Raw genomic sequence first — 19,904 nt, forward strand, 5'->3', positions numbered from 1 at the left:
AAAAGTAGGGGATACATATTACAAGTATTAACGATGCGCTAAGTACAGAGGTTTGGCACCGTAGAATCTTAAAAGGCTATTGGATGGTAGTCATTCTTTTATTAATCTCACAGTTGCTGTTTTTGTCGAATATTGACCGACTCCAAATAAAAACAACCTGGACACAAATCTATGGCATTTATTCATAGCCTGTAATTTAATAATTGTGGTCCTTATGATTACTGCGGAGCTGTGGCTGCGTTATAGTAAACAGTCCCCTAAATATGGGGTGGTTAGCTGCGGGTTTTTAGTGTCCTACCTTATGTATTTTGTATTAGAGCCTTTTGTTGACGGTGCTCAGATGACACTTATGATGCCGATTATGGTTGCTCTTATTTATTTTGATCGTAAGCTCCTGTACATAATGGGGTTATTTAGTATTGTGTTTTATGCCGGGGTATATTTTGGGTTGGAACGGCCATTCCTACATAAACCGCTGCTTGAATTCTTGATGGTAGAGTGTGTATTTTTGGTATTTGTGCTGATGGCTATTGCAGTAATTATTCGTGCTCGTGAAGCGCGTATTAATTTGGAAAGATTAACCAAGACGGGCCAAGATCTAATGGTGGAGAGGGCTATTTCGGATAAGCTGCTGAAAATAGACGCACTCACTGGACTCTATAATCATAAAACCTTTCATGAATATTTGGATTCATTATTGGAGCAATGTGAAAGCAACAACCTTCAGCTACAGCTGGCCCTTTTCGATATTGATAACTTCAAGCAAGTAAATGATACCTACGGACACAGGGTTGGAGATCTTGTGCTTAAGGTGATAGCGGACAAGGTAGGCGGCATGATTGAGTTAAATGATTTTGCGGCTAGGTATGGCGGAGAAGAGTTCGCTGTGATTTTTACAGACAAAAGTTTCTCGGAGTCCTATGAAGCAGTAGAAAAATTACGGAAAAATATTGCTCAAATTGAACATTTGCAGGCTGGGAATAGGCCGATCACCGTGAGCATTGGAATTTGTGATTATCAGCTTGGGGATGGGAAAGAGCTTCTCTTTCGTAAAACAGACAAAGCGCTCTATACCGCTAAAAAACAAGGCAAGAACAGAGTGGTCAACTGTGCGGAGAGTCATAAAGAGGAGATTGTGTCTTTTGCATAAAAACAACACAGAACCCCTTATTGCCGGAGAAGAACCGGAATAGGGGGTTCTGTGTTGTGAAGAGCTTTTGTTACTTAGCGGCCTCAAATGGAGTGGATACCGGCAGAAACAAGTCGATAATCCCAATGACAAGAGCTGCTAAGATGGCACCCAGAATGGATACGCTGACTCCGCTGACTACGAATTGAGCGACCCAGATAACTACCGCACTGACAATAAAGCCGACGATACCGCGACCGAAAGGCGTTGCTTTTTTGCCGAAGATTCCTTCGACTACCCAGCCGAGTAGCGCAATCACCAGTGCAAGGATTAGAGCGCTCCAGAACCCACCAACCGTGAACTGTGGAACAATCCAGCCAACAACCATCAGAACAAGCGCTGCGACCACAAAACGACCAACATGACTTAAGAAATTCACTGTACTAACCTCCTTTGGCCCATGCTAAGGATATGTGCAGTTCTTATTGTGACCTTATTACGTAATTCTATGCTTAAAAATAAGACCCAAATAGCGAAATTGACCTGAATTCTGTATAATGGAAACATCTATGAAGGGAGCTGTGACTGTAATTGGACGACAAAATTTTGCATACGCTTGAATATCGCAAGATTTTAAATAAATTAATGCAATATACGCAAACCCCCATGGGGAGATTGGCTGCGGAGCAGCTAAGGCCCTCCGGCGATTTCGAAGGCGTGAAGAAGCTGCTTCAAGCTACGGATGAAGCGGCTAATGTGGATCGCCTGAAGGGCATTCCTTCGTTCGGTGGGGTAAGCGATATTCGAGCTGCACTAAAACGTGCCTCTATAGGCGGAATGCTGGGAACAACTGAGCTGCTGGCCGTTGGAAATACCATTGGCGGCGCACGCAGAGTCAAACGTTTCCTGGCAGCTATGCATGAGGAAGAAAAGATTGAGCTCCTGTTCTCACTGAGCGATGTTTTATCGGAGCAAAAACATGTGGAAGATGCCATCCGTTTATGTATAGACGAGAATGCTGATGTACTTGATACAGCAAGTTCTGAGCTGGCTAACATTCGCCGTGAATTGCGCGGAGGAGAGACCAGAATTCGAGAGAAGCTGGATTCGATGATTCGTTCGTCTTCTGTAGCAAAAATGCTGCAGGATCAGCTGGTAACCATTCGTGGTGATCGGTTTGTTATTCCTGTAAAAGCGGAGTACCGTGCCCATTTCGGTGGTATCGTACATGATCAGTCTGGATCAGGAGCGACTTTATTTATCGAGCCAGAGTCTATTGTGGCGATGAATAATAAACTTCGTGAAACACGGCTGCGTGAGGAACGGGAAATCGAGATCATTTTACACAGGCTGACGGCACTTGTAGCCGACATTGCGGAAGAAATGACCTACGATATTGATATTCTGGGAGAACTGGACTTCATCTTCTCCAAGGCGCGTCTTGCTCGTGATATGAAGGCTACTCAGCCGCGTATGAATGACCGCGGTTATCTTAAGCTGCGCAAAGGGCGGCATCCGCTTATTCCAGCTGAGCATGTGGTTCCTTTGGACGTGGAGCTGGGCAATCAATACAGCTCAATTATCGTAACCGGACCGAATACAGGTGGTAAGACCGTTACCCTCAAAACCATCGGCTTGTTAAGCTTAATGTCGATGTCCGGCTTGTTTATTCCAGCAGAGGAAGGCAGCCAGATGTGTGTGTTTGATGCCATTTATGCTGATATTGGCGATGAACAGAGCATCGAGCAAAGTCTGAGTACCTTCTCTAGTCATATGACTAATATTATCTCCATTCTGCGTAGAATGACTCCTAAGAGCCTTATTCTGCTTGATGAGGTGGGTGCTGGAACCGACCCGGCAGAAGGCTCCGCGCTGGCAATTGCCATTCTGGAGCATATACACCGGATCGAATGCCGGATGGTCGCAACAACACATTATAGCGAACTGAAAGCATATGCTTATGAGCGTAAGGGAGTCATCAATGCCAGTATGGAATTTGATGTCCAGACCCTTAGCCCAACCTATCGCTTGTTAATCGGCGTACCCGGACGAAGCAACGCCTTTGCGATTGCCGAGCGTCTAGGCCTGCCTCATGCGATTCTGGAGCATGCCCGCGGTGAAGTGAAGGAAGAAGATCTGCGCGTGGAGCATATGATTGCTTCTCTCGAAGAGAATCGGCTGGGAGCGGAACAGGAGCATGAACGTGCAGAGGGCATCCGCCGCGAAGTGGAAGAGCTGCGCAGCAGACAACAGCAAGAGCTTGAAAAGCTGGAAAGCCAGCGCGAGAAACGCCTCGAGAAGGCAGAGAAGGACGCCAGCGCGATCCTGGACAAAGCGCGTAAGGAAGCTGAAGAAATTATCAGTGATTTGCGCCGCTTGGCAATGGAAGAAGGAGCTTCAGTTAAAGAGCATAAGCTGATTGAAGCGCGGCGACGTCTGGATGAAGCTGAGCCATCACCGCGCAAGAAGGCTGCTACCCGCAAGACTACCAAGGCCCCACGGACAATTGGTCCTGGAGATGAAGTGAAAGTCGACAGCTTGAACCAAAAGGGCTTTGTGGTGGAGCTAAGCGGTAGTAAAGAGGCGCTGGTGCAGTTTGGCATTATGAAGATGAAGGTAAGGCTGGATGATTTGGAATTGCTCTCCTCGAAAGCAACAGCTGCGCCAACGGCCCTTCGCCATGCGACAACCGTCAAACGTTCCCGTGATGAGAACATTCGCAGTGAACTGGATTTGCGCGGGACTAACCTGGAGGAAGCTATCATGGAGACAGATCGTTTTATCGATGAAGCCTTTTTAGGTAATCTGGGCCAAATCGCCATCATTCATGGTAAAGGAACGGGTGTGTTGCGCACAGGAATTCAGGAATATTTGCGCAAGCACAAGCATGTGAAGAGTTATCGGCTCGGGAATTATAACGAAGGCGGCGCGGGCGTAACTGTGGCTGAGCTGCAATAGCGGGATTTCCCGGCAGAAAGAAGGGGAAAGCGTGCAAGAAGATATTGATCTTTTGCTGGGTCATCCGCTAGGTGCCTTGCTTGGCTACTTTGCAGTGGCGATTCTTGGGCTGGTTGTATTTCTGTCTTTTTTTGAAATGGTAACGAAATATAATTGCTGGGAAGAAATACGTAAGGGAAACCTGGCAGTGGCAATGGCCACAGGCGGCAAAATCTTCGGAATTTGCAACGTACTGCGTTTCAGTATTGAAGCAGGTGTTTCAATTTACGAGACAATGAAGTGGTCCGTCGTCGGTTTTTTGCTGCTACTGCTTGCCTATTTTTTATTTGAATTTCTGACCCCTGTATTCTCTATTGACGAGGAGATCGCTGCGGATAACCGTGCTGTTGGACTTATTGCCATGCTGATCTCGGTATCGTTGTCTTATGTAATAGGTGCGGCTATTTTTTAAATCCGTCCTTATAAGGACACCCTGCAAAGGATTATGGATCTGGACAAGCTTTGAATTGAGCAGTCCCACTCTTTGTGGGGTATCTTAGGAGGAAATCATGAAGATTCTCACCCGAGTTCTGTTTCTGTCAGCAATTGCTTTTATAGCAGCCGGTATTATTTATTTAATGATGAATTAAATTTAAAAGTGAAAGTATGAAGGAGATTATAAAGATGGAAACAACTGTATGCCCTTGGTGTCATACTGAAATTGTATGGGACGAGGAATTTGGACCTGAGGAGAATTGTCCTCACTGTAACAATGAGCTTAGCGGATACCGTACGGTCACTGTTGGGATTGACGGCATCGAAGAAGAAGAGGTAGAGGAAGTCGTAGAGGAACCCAAACAAGAGGTTGTTAATGATGATGATCTTTGGGGAGAGCCTGATAAAGACAGTGTAGTTCCAATCTATAATACGCTTAATCAATTCGGTGATGATTATGACTTGAACAAGTACGAAGAGAGTGTCTCAGCTATTCTAGCCATTCAGGAGGAAGCTCCGGAATGTACTCAATGTCATGAGCTCACTATTCTTGCGGGTAAGCAGCCTGTGAGCAGCTTTGAGCCGTCTGCTCCAGCTACACTAGGTAAGTCGGTATTAACCGCTCCATTCTCACTCAATGTTTACGTATGTCCTTCCTGCTTCCATGTTCAGCACAGTCTGGCACAGGAAGATCGGATTCAGCTCGTACGCAATTTGAGCAACGCTCAGGCGTAAGAATAAGTATATAAAAAAAGGGGCGGTCCCATAAGCTAATAGCTGCTGGGTTGCGCCCCTTCTTTTTTGGACTTTACTTGACCGTTGTCCATTGTCGGAAGCGTGCGTATATGTAATCACTGTAGGATGCTCATAGTAACCCGCTAACGGACACAGCCGACCTTAATCGCACCATTATCCGATATTTGGAATGCTATCGGACTTTAGTGCAGCTATTGGCTTGAAAAACGCCTATATTTGGGCCTATTTCCAGGAATAGCATCACTGGAGTCCGAACCTTGTTTTAAAGGCTAAAAACATGTAAATAACGTCAACTGAGTCCGTAAGCTCCATGGGATGATGGATTTACGATTGAAGCAGTCAATTTAATAAAAAGCGGGGCTGTCCCAAAAGCCGTGAAGCGGCTACGTGGGCCAGCCCCGTTTTTATTTTCTACAAAAATCAGCTTTGTTTCATCACGTCCAAATTCTTAGAAGGAGAGGGTTTGGCTGACCGGGTGAGTGAGAATAAATCTAACTCAGGCCGATGTTTGCCGGCAATCGTATCCGTTAACAACTCCGCAGCGATCATACTGTACACCGTCCCATTGCCTCCGTAGCCCTCGATGAAGTAACAGTGAGGGAACTTTGGATGTGGGCCGATATATGGAAGTCCATCACGAGTAGAACCGAACACAGCACCCCAGGAGTACTCCAGCTCAATGCCTTTAATTTCTGGAAATAAGGCTTCAAGCTCTTCGAGCAATTTTTGACCTTGAGAAATCACCCGGACCTCACGACGTTCGGGGTCTGTCAGCTGCTCATCCTTACCTCCCGCAATAATCCTGCCTTCAGGGGTTGTCCGAAAATATAAATAAGGGCGGGCTGTCTCCCACAGCAGGCTACGCTCATGCCACTTTGGAAAATCCTTTAGAGGTTTGGTCATCACTGCATACGTGTTGATCAGCTCAGCGCCCCGGTCTTTTTTGAACTCTTGTGTTTCATAACCCATTGCAAAAATAACATCCTTGGCAATAATCCGGCCATTTTCTGTGTGGCAAATCACGCCATCCCTAGTAAACTCATAATGTTTCGCTTCGCTCTGTTCAAAGACGCGGACGCCATTCGAGGCTGCCTTGGCGATTAGGCTATGCACCGTTCGATAAGGATTCGCTTCAGCATCCCCACGTGAATAAAGTCCTGCTGGTTTTGAAAAAGAGTACAGAGCTGCAATCTTATCCTCTTCCCAGAATTCAGAATCGAAGCCGTTAGCCACGAGATTCTCATATTCTTCCCGCAATGCAGGTACATCCTCTGGAGTGCTGGCATATAAAAGACTGCTGCGAGGAATGATCTGCGGATCGATATCGAGCTTGTCCGGCAGGTCCAGAATGTTCCTGACTCCAGCTTGGCATAACTGATAAAAGAGCAGACCGTTCTTTTGCCCAAAGGTGTTCATACATGAGGTTAATGATTTATCGTTGGAAATCTGCAAAAGTCCAGTGTTAGCATGCGAGCTGCCGCTGCCGACACGTCTTTTTTCGATCAGAACAGCATCTGCTCCACTTAAGGACAAGCGATAGGCGGCCATTGCCCCACCCATTCCGGCGCCTACAACCAGGCAATCACAATGAATAGTACCTTCTAAAGAGGGGTAAGTTGGAGGGTTCTGTAAAGTGCTTGACCAAGGTGTATTTCCACTATTTAAATTCATGAATTGTTCGCTCCTTCATTCGTGCCGTGATTTAGTATTGGCGGCATTTTATCGTCTCATTCGCGGTATGTTCTTATTTCTGTCATAACTCTCTAGTGCCTTTCAGCAAATAAATCGCGGACATAAGCGGCATACTAAAGCCTGTATGAATCAACTACAAGGAGGGACTACAACAAATGCAATCAACGCAAATGCAAGCGCTAAGTGGTAAGGAATTGGAATATATCGCTGACTCCATCTCTAATGAGGACTTGCTTCTTAAGCAATGTGCAGCAACGGCTGCGACAACACAGAATCAACAAGTTCGTCAAATTTGTATGCAGCATATGCAAAATCACACCAAACACATGACTGAGCTCACTCAGTTAATCCAACAACATCAACAATACGCCCCAACAAGCCCACAATAATTGCAATATTAATTCTAAGGAGGTTATTTAATGAACGCGCAAAATACTGGGGCATTTATGCCGGATGAGGATTTACTAAACACCATTTTGTGTGATTTGAAGCGGACCGTACGCGAATATGCTACAGCTGCTACAGAATCAGCATGTCCAGCCGTTCGTAGGGTTTTTAACACTATGACCATGGACACTTTGCAACTCCAGGGTGATTTATACACGCATATGTCTCAACTGAATATGTATCCTGCACCTGCAAAAGCATTGCGCCAAGATGTGGACAAGCAGCTTCAAACCGCACAGCAAATGCAACAGCAAACAGGGCAATTTGTTCAACAAAAAACCGGGCAATTTGGCGCATACGCTCAGAATGCTCATATCCCGGCTAACGGACAACATCAGCCTTCTCATTTAATGTAACCATGATGGTTGGCGAATGAAGCAAATCGCTTCATTTGTGTGGAGCTAACGCCCGTTTTTACTGGTTAAATCCGGTAGAACGGGCGTTTTTTCTGTTTTTTTGTGTATGTGCTATGTAAACTCTGCCTTTCATGGGAGCTCCTATGGGGTTATTTTGTTTGCAGAGATGCACATTTCATGTCATATTAGTATTAAACTCTTTTCGCGGGGCGACGCATTAATAGCGTACCGTCATTGGCGAACTATCCGGAGGGAAGGCATGAAGGAAATGAACGAGCTTAAGAGGAAAGTGCTGGAACTGCTTAAGGAAGACGCGAGAAGATCTACTGCACTTTTAGCAACGCTGCTTGGCGCGGAAGAAGAAGATGTGAAGACTGCGATTGAGCAGTTGGAGAAAGATCATGTCATTGTAAAATATGCCGCCGTTGTAAACTGGGATAAAGTGGACGATGAGAAGGTAACCGCACTGATTGAGGTGCAGATTACGCCTGAACGAGGGCGTGGTTTTGAAGGGATTGCCGAGCGAATCTACCTGTACCCACAGGTCAAATCAGTTTATCTGATGTCTGGTGCTTATGATCTTCTGGTGGAAGTGGAAGGCCGGAATTTACGTGAAGTGGCCAATTTTGTATCTGAGAAGCTGTCTCCAATTGATTCAGTACTTTCAACCAAAACGAATTTTACCCTTAAAAAATACAAACAGGACGGGATCATCTTCGAAGAGCATGAGGAAGACAACCGTCTGATGATCTCTCCATAAAGGAAGTAATCATATGATCACGAATAAATCGCAGCTAACTGGAGAAGACAGCAAATCAATGGATTCTTATTTGGCCCCGTTGGTACAGCAAATTCAACCTTCGGGTATCCGCAAGTTTTTTGATCTGGCTGCAGGCAGTAAGGATATCATCTCTTTGGGAGTTGGAGAGCCTGACTTCAAGACCCCCTGGCATGTCAGAGAGGCTTGCGTCTATTCGCTGGAAAGAGGGTTTACAGGGTATACATCCAATGCAGGGATGCCTGAACTGCGGGAAGGGATCGCGAATTACTTACACAGCCGTTTTGCTGTGGAATATGATCCTGCCAATCAAATTATAGCAACCGTTGGCGGAAGTGAGGCCATCGACTTGGCACTACGTGCGCTGATTTCACCGGGGGATGAAATTCTGATTCCTGAGCCTTGTTATATCTCTTATTCGCCGATTACCGCAATTGGTGGAGGGATACCTGTAGGTATTGAAACGGTTGGTGAGAATAACTTTAAACTTACTGCGGAAAGCTTGGAAGCCAAAATCACTCCGCGCTCCAAGGTTCTGATTTTGTGTTACCCAAGTAATCCTACGGGAAGTGTAATGACCCGAGAAGATTGGGAGCCGATTGCTAAGGTAGTAGAGAAACATGATCTTATAGTGATTTCAGATGAGATTTATGCCGAGTTGTCTTATGGTATTAATCACGTCAGCTTTGCCTCTTTACCAGGCATGATAGACCGTACGATTCTGGTTAGCGGCTTCTCCAAAGCTTTTGCAATGACGGGATGGCGGATGGGGTATGCTTGTGGTCACCCGGATCTAATCGCTGCAATGCTTAAGATTCATCAGTATACAGTGATGTGTGCTCCTTCTATGGGACAGGTGGCTGCACTTGAAGCGCTGACCAATGGGATGGAAGAGAAGGACCGGATGGTGGATTCTTATAACCAACGGCGGAGGTTGATCGTCAAAGGCCTACGAGATGCGGGGCTGGAGTGCCATGAGCCGCAGGGCGCCTTCTACGCTTTTCCAAGCGTGCGCAAGACAGGGCTGACCTCTGATCAATTTGCTCAGCGGCTTTTACTTGAATACAAGGTTGCAGCTGTGCCTGGAAGTGTCTTTGGATTAGGTGGAGAAGGATACTTGCGCTGTTCCTACGCCACATCAGTATCCCAACTGAACGAGGCAGTAGAACGCATTGGTGCTTTTGTCACAAAGCTTACACGTGAGAGAACGGATTAGTGAAAATTGAACTATAGCCGATCATACAATCCTATGGTATTATTTTACTTTGAGAGTAATTAGCCCCTATAATAGAACTTACAAGGATCCATTTACTCTGGAACTAAGCGTTGCTTTAAAGTTGCTTTATTTAACTTTTATGCTCTTTTGCAGCACGCGCTCAATAATACTTTTGGGAGGGATGATTGTGCTTAGCGCCGATTATTACTTACCTTCCTATGGCGGGAAATGTTTCTCTGGAAATGGGAAAATACCCCCCAAGGGTGATGCTTCTGCTCGCATACTCTCTCTGGAAGATGAAATTAGAATACTCCGCAGCAAGATGGAGCAGCTTTTCCTGCAGGAAAAATCATTCACTTCGGATAATGTGATTGAAATTAGCAGTTTATTGGACCTCAAAATAAATGAGTACATGAAGGGGCGTCCAGCTGGAAAATAGTGCTGCTGAATGCTCTTGAGAGGACCCTAGGGTCCTCTTTTTGTTGTTCACTCTTACTAATGATGGTGTTTTTGTGTATACTCTTAATTTGCTATCTTTATTGCCTTCCTTATAGCAGAAAGCTTAAACTATCAGTATATGTTTTTTAAGAATGGATAGGAGGCTTAAACCATGGCGATTTACACACGTACAGGTGATGCAGGTCAGACCTCAGTGATTGGCGGCCGGGTCGGCAAGGATGATGTCCGCGTCGAGGCCTACGGAACGATCGATGAGCTGAATTGTTTTGTAGGGCAAGCACGAAGCCTGATGGAAAGTGATAATTTCGACGATGTCCGCGAGCAATTGCTCGAAATACAGCATGAGCTGTTTGATTGCGGCACGGATTTAGCATTTGTTAGACTTGCTGACGGTGGTCAATATATGGTGACAAGTGAGATGGCTCAGCGGCTGGAAGGCTGGATAGATACTCTACAAGAGGAGAATCCGCCACTTGAGAAATTTATCCTGCCAGGAGGTAGTCAGCTGGCTTCGGTTCTACATGTGTGCCGCACGGTTTGCCGTCGTGCAGAACGCCGGGCGGTTACCTTAGGGCGAACTGCGGACATTAACCCAGAAGCGGTGATTTATCTCAATCGATTGTCAGATTATTTTTTTGCTTTGGCTAGAACGGCTAATACACGGTCAGGGATTACTGATGTAGAATACATCCGCAGTAAAAAGGTGTTCCGAGACTAATATGACAAGCTATTATTCACCCATTACTTATATCATACCGCCTGAAGAGGATGACTTCCTGCTGAAGACCATCCTGCACAAACGGATGGATGTCTCACGCAAGCTGCTCTCTCGCCTGAAGCAGACGGAGCAAGGGATTACATTAAACGGTGAACGTGTGTACATTAGTGTACATGTTAAGGCAGGAGATACTGTGCAGATTCGCATGGAAACGGAGACTTCGGATGATATTTTGCCGCAGCCGATTCCATTTGAGATTTTATTTGAAGATGAACATCTGCTAGTGGTTAACAAGGCAGCGGGAATTATAGTTCATCCAACTCATGGACATTACACCGACACGCTTGCCAATGGCGTGGTTTATTATTGGGCGCAGAAGAATGAACGCTTCCGTTTCCGGCCTGTTCACCGTCTGGATCAGGAGACCTCCGGTGTGTTAGTGATCGCCAAAAATCCTTACAGCCATCAGCATATTTCCGAGCAAATGATTGCCGGTACTGTGGATAAGCGTTACGCTGCATTTGTTCATGGGGTTCCTGCGGAGTTATCCGGTGATATCGACGGCCCTATCGACCGTGATCCTGAAGAGCCACATCGGCGTATCGTGACACCGGATGGATATCCTTCTCTAACCCGATATGAGGTTAAGCAGGTGTATTCAGCTGGCTCTAGAGTTGAACTAAAGCTGGAGAGTGGGCGTACGCATCAGATTCGGGTCCATATGACCTCCATCGGCTGTCCGCTAATTGGGGACAGCATGTACCGTCATGAGCTGTACAATCTACCAGAATTGACTTCTACTCAAAGCGAGCAATTGGAGACCGTTGCAGCACTCGACGCTTCCATACCGCGTCAGGCACTGCATGCAGTCCGTCTAACGTTCAAGCACCCGGTGCTTCTGCAAGAAATGATTTTCGAAGCCCCGTTGCCACCTGACATGGCAGACTTGGAGAAAATATTGGAGCAAGGTCCGACAGCGGATTTGTGATAAAATTATGATTCAGGCGATGGAGTGGCGAAGGGGAAGATTGAACTGTAGGAGCGATAGCGACCGCCTTTTTCCTCGGATTTCAACCGTGTTAAACGGTAAAATTGAAGAAATCTGTAGACAACAGCGGCCGGAAGTCCAGACATTCCCCGTAGTTACGATATTATTAGCCGATTATTAAAGGAGCGCAGCATGAGCAAATTAAAAGTATATCAATATCCCAAATGCAGCACCTGCCGCAGCGCAGTGAAATGGTTGCAGGGACAAGATCATGAGCTGGAGCTTCAGCACATCGCAGAGCAGCCACCTACGGTTGACGAGCTGCGTGAGCTACTCGCGAACAGCGGCCTTGAGCTGAAGAAGTTTTTTAATACAAGCGGTGAAGTATATAAATCATTAGGTTTGAAGGACAAGCTGCCCCAGCTTACGGAACAGGAGAAGTTAGAACTGCTCTCAAGCCACGGGATGCTGATCAAACGTCCGATTGTCACCGATGGAGTTAAAGTTACGGTGGGCTTCAAAGAAGACCAATATGCCGATACTTGGACTAATGTTTAATATCAATACAACGATCAAGGGAGAGGTTTATAAGTGAGAACAGATACAACGGGCCGGGTAATGCTTGTAGATGGAATGGCTCTGCTGTTCCGGGCCTTTTATGCGACCTCTTATGGAGGATATATTCGCAAGACAAAAGAAGGTTTACCGACGAATGCGGTATATGGATTTTTGCAGTATTTTTTTGATGCAGTAAGTGCGTTTGAGCCTTCTCATGTCGTATGCTGCTGGGATATGGGTAAAGGAACGTTCCGTACCGAGAAATATGATGGATATAAATCCAACCGGATCGAAGCTCCGCTGGAATTAATTCCGCAATTCGATCTAGTAAAAGAAGTAGTGGCTGAGCTAGGTGTGCCAAACATCGGTCTTGCCGGCTATGAAGCAGATGATTGCATTGGTACGCTAGCATCCTGTTACAGCGATAATTCTGAGGTTTACATTCTGACGGGTGACCATGATATGCTGCAGCTTATTGATGAGAATGTTAAGGTCGTCATTATGAAAAAAGGACGCTCCAACTATAAAGTTTATGACCTTGCAGAATTGCTTGAGGATAAAGGTCTAACTCCTAGACAGGTTATTGACCTGAAGGGCTTTATGGGCGATACAAGTGATAATTACCCTGGTGTAAAAGGGATTGGTGAGAAAACCGCGCTGAAGCTGTTAACGGAATACGGTACAGTTGAAGGTGTAATTGAGAACCTTCACTTGCTCCCCAAAGGTGTACGGTCCAAAATTGAAGCCGACCTTGATATGCTGCATCTATCAAGAGAGCTGGCTGAAATCCGTTGTGATGTGCCTGTGGTCTGTGAGCTGGCAGAAGCTTTATGGCAATTACAGCGGGAAACAGCCGCGCGTAAATTTCAAGAACTGGAATTTGGCAGCCTGATGCATTTGATCGCTGAGGTGCAGGACGAACGGGGAATTGTACAGATTGAGTTAGGTGATCTGGGTTAACAATAGTCTCCCTTCATGCAAAATAGCATGAAGGGAGTTTTATTATTGTGATAGCGCTTCATCCAACGTATAATAAGGGCTGTTGATTGTTTTATTTTATATTATTTTTTATTTTTACACTGGATGGCGGATTATTGCTTAATGGAGAAGGGAGATAGTTGCTATGAAGTTATTGGGAGCGATTGAAGCAGGCGGAACGAAGTTTGTATGCGGAATTGGTTATGAGGACGGTACCATTCTGGACCGAGTTAGCTTTCCGACAACAACACCGGAAGAAACGATGGGACTCGTACTCGACTATTTTAATGGGAAGAATGTAGAAGCTTTTGGTATTGGATCGTTTGGACCGATTGATCCCGTGCTGGACAGCCCTACTTATGGTTACATAACAACGACACCAAAACCTCATTGGGGACAATATAATTTGGTAGGTACCATGGCTGAGCAATTTAACGTGCCGATCGGTTTTGATACGGATGTGAATGGTGCAGCGCTTGCGGAAAGTAAATGGGGAGCGGCTAAAGGTCTGGACAGCTGCCTTTATATTACGGTTGGGACAGGCATTGGAGCGGGAGCAGTTGTTGGAGGTCAGATGGTGCATGGATTGTCTCATCCTGAGATGGGACATATTCTAGTTCGCAGACATCCAGAGGACACGTTTGAGGGCTACTGCCCTTATCATGGCGATTGCCTTGAAGGGTTAGCCGCAGGTCCGGGGATTGGCAAACGCTGGGGGCAACCAGCAGGCGAGCTGCCTGTAGATCATCCTGCTTGGGACATGGAAGCTCATTATCTTGCACATGCACTTATGAATTACGTGCTGATTCTGTCTCCCGAAAAAATCGTAATGGGCGGTGGTGTCATGAAGCAAAGCCACTTGTTCCCGCTAATCCGTACTAAGCTGCAAGAGCTGCTTAAAGGTTATGTTCAGCATCCAGCGCTCAATACCGATATTGATAATTACGTTGTGCCACCGCAGCTTGGAGATAATGCAGGACTTGCAGGTGCGATTGGACTGGCAACCTTAGCTTTGGCAAGAAACTAGTATAAAAAGATATTGACTGTTAGGAAATATATGGTATTGTAGGATCTAACAGTATAGCATTTAATGAGGGAGCACCTCTTTCACGTTTATCGTGAGAGGGGTGCTTTTTTGCGTTTTCCGAGTCTGACAATGTGGGATTCACACCAGCGAAGAGTAGCTCAGACCCGGTAGGTATAGTGCTTGCTGAAGACGAGAAAGGCAGGGATGAATATGCAAATTGTATTTATGAATCGCTTATCCAGAATATCTGGGGTGGATCAAGAGGTGTTCGCTCAGCTATGGATTGGAGAGGAAGAAGGAGTGTGGAGCCTGGGCTGGCGTGATTTTTCAGGCGGTGAGGAGACGCAGGAGCATTTGTGGTACGCGGGGGGTTCATGGAATGAAATGCTTTGTGTTTACAGGCATGAGCTGGCGGTGAAGATGGGGGATGGCTATCGGCCGTTGATTGATGGCGTATTTCATGAAGAAGACGGCCTTACTGGGCGTAATCACGAGCAGCTAAGGCTGCAATATTACAGTGAATATAATGGGAACGAAGCTATTTATGAGGAGTTATGTGCTTGGCGCCGCAGCCGAGCTTCTAGTGAACGGAAAGCCCCTTACATTCTTGCCAGCAATCGTTTGTTACGTTTGATAAGCACTTTCTTGCCGCATACACCAGAGGAGCTGCTGCAGATCCCTGGTGTAGGGGAAGGAAAGGTAGCCCAATATGGTACGGATTGGTTGGCTATAACCTCTACGGCTGCAAGGGAACATTCCTTTCCTTTGAATTGGGTACACCAAGAAATTGAGGAGGACTCTTTTGTATCCTGGCTCTATAAACAGAAAGAGGTCAAATATAAGAAACAGCTAGAAAGACTGCGATTACGGCGAATTCTGCTGCAAGGGATCGAGAATGGGTTAGGGTTAGAACAGCTTAAGGTGAACAGTGGAGTGAACCGTCGCGAACTGATTGAAGCGGTAGAGGAGCTGGAAAGAGAAGGTTATTGCGTGGAGAAACTGATCGAGGTAGAACTGGAAAATGTGCCGCAGAATGAGCAGGAGGCGATATGGAATGCCTATGTAGAGGTAGGAGATCTTTTTCTAAAGCCAGTGCTGCATAAGGTGTATGGGGAGGATTTTTCAGCAGCAGAAGGGCTGGATAGCTATTATGAACGTCTACGGCTGATGCGCATTCGTTTCCGGCGGGAGCAAGCTCCTAAAGTGGACATGGCGACCAGTTTCTAGTAGCTTTTTCTCATATCAAAAAGACGAAGGCTTCCTTACACCATAGGGTTAAAGGGCCTTCGTCTTACCTATTCGTCCGTTTATTTTCATAGCCATTCTTTCTTGCGGAATACATACAGCATCCCACAGCCTAACGTCAACATTAGACCTATCACGGCAAAATAACCGTATTTCGTATGCAATTCAGGCATATGATCAAAGTTCATCCCATAGATTCCGGTAATTACGGTCAAAGGCATGAATATCGTTGTAATCGCGGTAAATACTCTCATAATTTCATTGGCGCGGTTGGCGATACTGGATTGGTAGGCCTCACGTAAGTTGCCCATGAGATCGCGGTACGTCTCAAAAGTTTCTGATATTTTAACTGCATTTTCATAAATGTCGCTAAAATATTTCTGCAGCTGATCATCAATCAGACGGAGGTCTTTTTTGTTCAGGGTATTGATAACCTCTTTCTGTGGTCCCAGCATCTTCTTTAACCATAAGATTTCACTTCGAAGACCGATAATCTCACTCAGATGAGATTTCTTGGTATGCATTAGAATATCCTCTTCAAGCTTCTCAATCCGGGCTTCAATTCGGTCACCTACGGAGAAATAATTATCTACGACAAGGTCAATAAGCAGGTAAAGGAATTGGTCAGGTTCGCTAACCTCTTGTTCCCATAACATGGGCTTCAGGACGCGTAGCTCGTGAATCTTTTGTTTCGTTACAGTAATAATATAATGTCTGCCCAAGAATATATTGAGCGCCCGCAGGAAGATCTCCTCATCATCAAAGCGGATGCTGTTTACAACAATAAAGTAATGACTTTCGTATATTTCGATCTTTGGACGTTGATCCTCTTCACTAAGGCAATCCTCAACAGCGAGATCATGCAGGTTGAACAGGGGCTGAAGCAGCTCCAAATCCTCCACATCTGCATCAATCCAATAGAACCCTTCTGTTGGGGGTGTCAATGTTTCATCAATTTCATCAATAGGTGTAAAAACCCCTGCATTCACCAGCCGGATTTTCATCTGATTCCACTCCTTCTATCCCCGGGTCTTCACCAGGGACTGCTAATTAAGCACAGAGAAAAAAATCAGCTTGGCCGGCGTTACAATCAATACAAGAGGCCGAATGACGATTCGAGGGCATGAAGAAGAACTGCTCCCGCCGCCGGCAAGCTGATGATTATCCTGTGTGGTTGCTCATTCTGTACACTTAATTGCGAGCTCGGGTCGCCTTCCATTCTTCTTCTCACCTCTTCTTTTCGTTCAGGTATGAAATACTTGTCTAGTATAACAACGGAGTATGCCTCTTTCAAGCAAATTTATTGTTACTTTGAGGCTACTTCAGCATTGTATGGACTTGACGAAAAGGAGGTTCATGATTTAAAGTAAATTTTAAAGAAATTTAATTGAATACAGCTAAATCTTATCAAGAGCAGGTGGAGGGACTAGCCCTATGAAACCCGGCAACCGGCGTGTGAACGCACGGTGCTAATTCTTGCGGAACTTTGTTGACGACTAAACCCCGTCCAAAAGTTTCTGGCAGATGAGAGAGGCGCATATGACAGTAGATATGACCTTTCTCGTTTTCCGAGAAAGGTCTTTTTATTGTTCAGATAGCCGCGATTTGACAACATAACCTAAATACAGTTAAGGAGTGGAAAGACAATGCCAATTAAAATTCCCGACAGTTTACCAGCAAAAGAAATACTATCCGGTGAAAATATTTTTGTGATGGATGATAGTTTGGCTTTCCATCAGGATATCCGTCCACTAAGGATTGCTATTCTGAATCTCATGCCGACTAAAGAAACGACGGAGACTCAATTGCTGCGTTTAATAGGAAATTCACCGCTACAAGTTGACGTTACCTTGCTGCACCCACGCTCACATACTTCTAAGAATACTTCTGCTGAGCATTTGAGAAGCTTTTACAAAACTTTCGACGAGATCAGCCACCGCCGTTTGGATGGTCTTATTGTTACAGGAGCACCTGTAGAGCAAATGGAGTTTGAGGAAGTATCCTATTGGGAAGAGCTAAAAGAGATTTTTGAATGGAGCAAGGATAATGTGACTTCGACCATGCATATCTGTTGGGCGGCACAGGCAGGGTTGTATCATCATTTTGGTGTTCGTAAAGTGGCTTTGCCTGAAAAATGTTTTGGAGTATTCTCCCATACGATTAATCAAAATAACATTAAATTGCTGCGCGGCTTTGACGAGGTATTCCATGTACCGCATTCCCGTCATACCGATGTCTCCCGCGAAGATATTGAGAGCAATCCAGATCTGCAGATTCTGGCGGAATCCGAAGAAGCTGGTATGTATCTAGTAGCTACGACCGACGGCAAACAAATATTTGTGACCGGACATTCCGAATACGATCCGTTATCCTTGAAATGGGAATATGATCGTGATTTGGAGAGAGGCATGGAGATGGCCTTGCCGAAACACTATTTCCCTAAAGATGATCCAGAAAGAACACCTCCTGCAGTGTGGCGTGCACATGCCAACTTATTATTCTCTAATTGGCTCAATTACTATGTATATCAAGAGACACCTTACGATATCGACCCGATTGTTTATTAAGATCAGCGCTACATTACAATTTAGGAGGCATTTATCATGGACGACAAACTTAGGATTGAAAGCAGACTGGCACAAATAGGTTCACAAGAAGATCCGGCTACCGGAGCCATTAATTTTCCTATCTATAATGCTACGGCATTCCGTCACCCGAAGCTTGGGCAGAGCACAGGTTTCGATTATAGCCGTACCAAAAGTCCAACCCGTTCCGTACTGGAGAACGCGGCTGCGGAATTGGAGTCTGGTGATGCAGGTTTTGCCTGTAGTTCTGGGATGGCAGCTATTCAAACCATATTTACCCTGTTTGGGCAAGGCGATCACTTGATCGTTTCGCTGGATCTTTACGGCGGGACCTATCGTTTGTTGGAACGAATTATGTCCAAGTTTGGAATCACTGCTTCCTATGTAGATACGAATGATTTGGATGCGCTTGAGGCTTCACGTCTTCCAAATACGAAGGCAATATTTATTGAAACGCCAACGAATCCTTTGATGATGGTTACGGATATTGCAGCCGTTGCTACTTGGGCCCGCCATCATGGGCTGCTCACAATTGTAGACAATACACTGCTGACTCCATTTTTCCAGCGTCCTCTGGAATTAGGTGCGGACATTGTAGTCCATAGTGCTACCAAATATTTGGGCGGACACAATGATGTACTTGCTGGTCTTATTGTATCTAAAGGAGCTGAATTATCCGCTGAAATAGCGATTCTACATAACTCTATTGGCGCTGTGCTTGGGCCAACAGACAGTTATCAGCTGATGAGAGGCATGAAGACACTGGCCCTGCGTATGGAACGGCACGAGAGTAATGCATTAGCAATTGCCCGCTATCTGCAAGAGCATCCGGCGATTGCGGAAGTGTTTCATCCAGGCCTGCCGGATCATCCGGGATATGAAATCCAGAATCGCCAGTCCTCGGGCAATACCGGAATTTTTTCTTTCAAATTAAAAGATGCCAGATACGTAGAGCCTCTGCTTCGTCATATCCGGCTTATTGCCTTCGCGGAGAGCCTCGGCGGGGTTGAATCGCTAATGACCTATCCTGCAGTACAGACGCATGCGGACATTCCTGTGGAGATTCGGAATGCGGTGGGTGTAGATGATCGATTGCTGCGCTTCTCGGTCGGCATTGAACATGCGGAGGATCTAATTGCTGATCTTGGTCATGCTTTGGAGGCTGCGCGGGCTGAAATCGAAACGAAGTAAAAGTAACGGCAACCCGGATCGGCACTGAATTGCTGGAAAATATCGAGGATCTATCTCACCGTTGATTTAGAGCTGGTGTTAGACGGAGGATGAAATAGAGCTGTCTCATAAGCCGGGAATTGGCTGCTGGGATAGCTCTTCTTTTTGGCCTTTTCGTTATTGGACACAGATGACCTTAGACACAGCATTATTACACATTTGGAATGTTAACGGACTCCACAGCAGCTATTGCGCTAAAAAACCAGCCTTCATGAGTCTTTTGTCAAGGAATAGCGTCGCTGGAGTCCATAACTATGCTCCAAAGGCTAAATACTAACTAATAACGTCATCTGTGTCCGACAGACTCAAG

The 19,904-nt window shown here is 45.8% G+C and carries 20 protein-coding genes and 1 riboswitch; of the genes, 17 read left to right on the forward strand and 3 right to left on the reverse strand.

Translation table 11 applies throughout. The features are described 5' to 3' along the window. Positions 1-214: 214 nt before the first annotated feature. Positions 215-1,150, forward strand: a complete 936-nt coding sequence (locus tag MKZ09_RS09230) for a diguanylate cyclase (protein WP_076206341.1) — start codon at positions 215-217, stop codon at positions 1,148-1,150. Positions 1,151-1,220: 70 nt separating this feature from the next. On the opposite strand, the gene MKZ09_RS09235 is transcribed toward MKZ09_RS09230, so the two are convergent. After that, entirely contained in the window at positions 1,221-1,568 is a 348-nt protein-coding gene (locus MKZ09_RS09235) for a phage holin family protein (RefSeq protein ID WP_036683548.1), read from the reverse strand. A 152-nt stretch (positions 1,569-1,720) separates the two neighbouring features. On the opposite strand from MKZ09_RS09235, the gene MKZ09_RS09240 reads away from it, so the two are divergent. The 3 genes from MKZ09_RS09240 to MKZ09_RS09250 all read left to right on the forward strand — a co-directional run bounded on the left by MKZ09_RS09240 (position 1,721) and on the right by MKZ09_RS09250 (position 5,296). Continuing rightward, positions 1,721-4,087: an endonuclease MutS2 gene (locus tag MKZ09_RS09240; RefSeq protein ID WP_076206339.1), complete on the forward strand. Its 2,367-nt coding sequence runs from the start codon at positions 1,721-1,723 to the stop codon at positions 4,085-4,087. Positions 4,088-4,118: 31 nt separating this feature from the next. After that, entirely contained in the window at positions 4,119-4,538 is a 420-nt protein-coding gene (locus tag MKZ09_RS09245) for a DUF350 domain-containing protein (RefSeq protein WP_036683543.1), read from the forward strand. 212 nt (positions 4,539-4,750) lie between these two features. After that, positions 4,751-5,296, forward strand: coding sequence for a hypothetical protein (locus MKZ09_RS09250; RefSeq protein WP_051491295.1), 546 nt, complete (start codon positions 4,751-4,753; stop codon positions 5,294-5,296). Between the two features lie 441 nt (positions 5,297-5,737). On the opposite strand, the gene MKZ09_RS09255 is transcribed toward MKZ09_RS09250, so the two are convergent. Further along, entirely contained in the window at positions 5,738-6,988 is a 1,251-nt protein-coding gene (locus MKZ09_RS09255) for an NAD(P)/FAD-dependent oxidoreductase (RefSeq protein ID WP_076135895.1), read from the reverse strand. Between the two features lie 176 nt (positions 6,989-7,164). Between MKZ09_RS09255 and MKZ09_RS09260 the strand changes: the two genes are divergently transcribed. From MKZ09_RS09260 to MKZ09_RS09310, 11 genes are all read left to right on the forward strand, one after another. Then, positions 7,165-7,398: a spore coat protein gene (locus MKZ09_RS09260; RefSeq protein WP_036683535.1), complete on the forward strand. Its 234-nt coding sequence runs from the start codon at positions 7,165-7,167 to the stop codon at positions 7,396-7,398. Between the two features lie 30 nt (positions 7,399-7,428). After that, positions 7,429-7,812 (forward strand): spore coat protein, encoded by a 384-nt coding sequence (locus tag MKZ09_RS09265; RefSeq protein WP_076126401.1) that lies wholly within the window; start codon positions 7,429-7,431, stop codon positions 7,810-7,812. Between the two features lie 259 nt (positions 7,813-8,071). Beyond that, positions 8,072-8,572, forward strand: a complete 501-nt coding sequence (locus tag MKZ09_RS09270; protein WP_036683529.1) for an Lrp/AsnC family transcriptional regulator — start codon at positions 8,072-8,074, stop codon at positions 8,570-8,572. A gap of 13 nt (positions 8,573-8,585) precedes the next feature. Then, positions 8,586-9,806 carry an aminotransferase class I/II-fold pyridoxal phosphate-dependent enzyme gene (locus MKZ09_RS09275; RefSeq protein ID WP_036683526.1) on the forward strand — a complete coding sequence of 407 codons (1,221 nt, stop codon included), beginning with the start codon at positions 8,586-8,588 and terminating at the stop codon, positions 9,804-9,806. A gap of 250 nt (positions 9,807-10,056) precedes the next feature. After that, entirely contained in the window at positions 10,057-10,245 is a 189-nt protein-coding gene (locus MKZ09_RS09280; RefSeq protein ID WP_232061510.1) for an aspartyl-phosphate phosphatase Spo0E family protein, read from the forward strand. A gap of 171 nt (positions 10,246-10,416) precedes the next feature. Next, positions 10,417-10,983 carry a cob(I)yrinic acid a,c-diamide adenosyltransferase gene (locus MKZ09_RS09285; RefSeq protein ID WP_076126402.1) on the forward strand — a complete coding sequence of 189 codons (567 nt, stop codon included), beginning with the start codon at positions 10,417-10,419 and terminating at the stop codon, positions 10,981-10,983. Between the two features lies 1 nt (position 10,984). Further along, positions 10,985-11,971 (forward strand): RluA family pseudouridine synthase, encoded by a 987-nt coding sequence (locus MKZ09_RS09290; protein ID WP_076206337.1) that lies wholly within the window; start codon positions 10,985-10,987, stop codon positions 11,969-11,971. Between the two features lie 192 nt (positions 11,972-12,163). Further along, positions 12,164-12,529 carry an arsenate reductase family protein gene (locus MKZ09_RS09295; RefSeq protein WP_076206335.1) on the forward strand — a complete coding sequence of 122 codons (366 nt, stop codon included), beginning with the start codon at positions 12,164-12,166 and terminating at the stop codon, positions 12,527-12,529. A gap of 60 nt (positions 12,530-12,589) precedes the next feature. Next, a complete protein-coding gene (locus MKZ09_RS09300) occupies positions 12,590-13,489 on the forward strand; it encodes a 5'-3' exonuclease (RefSeq protein WP_076135939.1) in 900 nt (299 codons plus the stop codon). 163 nt (positions 13,490-13,652) lie between these two features. Continuing rightward, a complete protein-coding gene (locus MKZ09_RS09305; RefSeq protein ID WP_076206333.1) occupies positions 13,653-14,534 on the forward strand; it encodes an ROK family protein in 882 nt (293 codons plus the stop codon). Between the two features lie 210 nt (positions 14,535-14,744). Then, positions 14,745-15,761, forward strand: coding sequence for an HRDC domain-containing protein (locus tag MKZ09_RS09310; protein ID WP_076206362.1), 1,017 nt, complete (start codon positions 14,745-14,747; stop codon positions 15,759-15,761). An 86-nt stretch (positions 15,762-15,847) separates the two neighbouring features. Here the strand turns inward: MKZ09_RS09310 and corA are convergent, their stop codons facing one another. Further along, positions 15,848-16,783: a magnesium/cobalt transporter CorA gene (gene corA, locus MKZ09_RS09315; protein ID WP_036684479.1), complete on the reverse strand. Its 936-nt coding sequence runs from the start codon at positions 16,781-16,783 to the stop codon at positions 15,848-15,850. 397 nt (positions 16,784-17,180) lie between these two features. After that, positions 17,181-17,310, forward strand: a riboswitch (SAM riboswitch). 115 nt (positions 17,311-17,425) lie between these two features. Here corA and metA point away from each other — a divergent pair. Continuing rightward, positions 17,426-18,346: a homoserine O-acetyltransferase MetA gene (gene metA, locus MKZ09_RS09320; protein WP_076126410.1), complete on the forward strand. Its 921-nt coding sequence runs from the start codon at positions 17,426-17,428 to the stop codon at positions 18,344-18,346. A gap of 36 nt (positions 18,347-18,382) precedes the next feature. Further along, on the forward strand, positions 18,383-19,555 hold the full coding sequence (locus tag MKZ09_RS09325) for a PLP-dependent transferase (protein ID WP_076103991.1): 1,173 nt from the start codon (positions 18,383-18,385) through the stop codon (positions 19,553-19,555). Positions 19,556-19,904: the final 349 nt, after the last annotated feature.

Origin of the sequence: Paenibacillus sp. FSL R5-0908, assembly GCF_038006245.1 — a bacterium.
Classification (GTDB): domain Bacteria; phylum Bacillota; class Bacilli; order Paenibacillales; family Paenibacillaceae; genus Paenibacillus_AQ; species Paenibacillus_AQ odorifer.

Coding starts and splice junctions, on each gene's coding strand:
- MKZ09_RS09230 (WP_076206341.1), top strand. CDS start 215: ATGATTACTGCGGAGCTGTGGCTGCGTTATAGTAAACAGTCCCCTAAA.
- MKZ09_RS09250 (WP_051491295.1), top strand. CDS start 4,751: ATGGAAACAACTGTATGCCCTTGGTGTCATACTGAAATTGTATGGGAC.
- MKZ09_RS09255 (WP_076135895.1), bottom strand. CDS start 6,988: ATGAATTTAAATAGTGGAAATACACCTTGGTCAAGCACTTTACAGAAC.
- MKZ09_RS09260 (WP_036683535.1), top strand. CDS start 7,165: ATGCAATCAACGCAAATGCAAGCGCTAAGTGGTAAGGAATTGGAATAT.
- MKZ09_RS09265 (WP_076126401.1), top strand. CDS start 7,429: ATGAACGCGCAAAATACTGGGGCATTTATGCCGGATGAGGATTTACTA.
- MKZ09_RS09270 (WP_036683529.1), top strand. CDS start 8,072: ATGAAGGAAATGAACGAGCTTAAGAGGAAAGTGCTGGAACTGCTTAAG.
- MKZ09_RS09275 (WP_036683526.1), top strand. CDS start 8,586: ATGATCACGAATAAATCGCAGCTAACTGGAGAAGACAGCAAATCAATG.
- MKZ09_RS09285 (WP_076126402.1), top strand. CDS start 10,417: ATGGCGATTTACACACGTACAGGTGATGCAGGTCAGACCTCAGTGATT.
- MKZ09_RS09290 (WP_076206337.1), top strand. CDS start 10,985: ATGACAAGCTATTATTCACCCATTACTTATATCATACCGCCTGAAGAG.
- MKZ09_RS09295 (WP_076206335.1), top strand. CDS start 12,164: ATGAGCAAATTAAAAGTATATCAATATCCCAAATGCAGCACCTGCCGC.
- MKZ09_RS09300 (WP_076135939.1), top strand. CDS start 12,590: ATGCTTGTAGATGGAATGGCTCTGCTGTTCCGGGCCTTTTATGCGACC.
- MKZ09_RS09305 (WP_076206333.1), top strand. CDS start 13,653: ATGAAGTTATTGGGAGCGATTGAAGCAGGCGGAACGAAGTTTGTATGC.
- MKZ09_RS09310 (WP_076206362.1), top strand. CDS start 14,745: ATGCAAATTGTATTTATGAATCGCTTATCCAGAATATCTGGGGTGGAT.
- corA (WP_036684479.1), bottom strand. CDS start 16,783: ATGAAAATCCGGCTGGTGAATGCAGGGGTTTTTACACCTATTGATGAA.
- metA (WP_076126410.1), top strand. CDS start 17,426: ATGCCAATTAAAATTCCCGACAGTTTACCAGCAAAAGAAATACTATCC.
- MKZ09_RS09325 (WP_076103991.1), top strand. CDS start 18,383: ATGGACGACAAACTTAGGATTGAAAGCAGACTGGCACAAATAGGTTCA.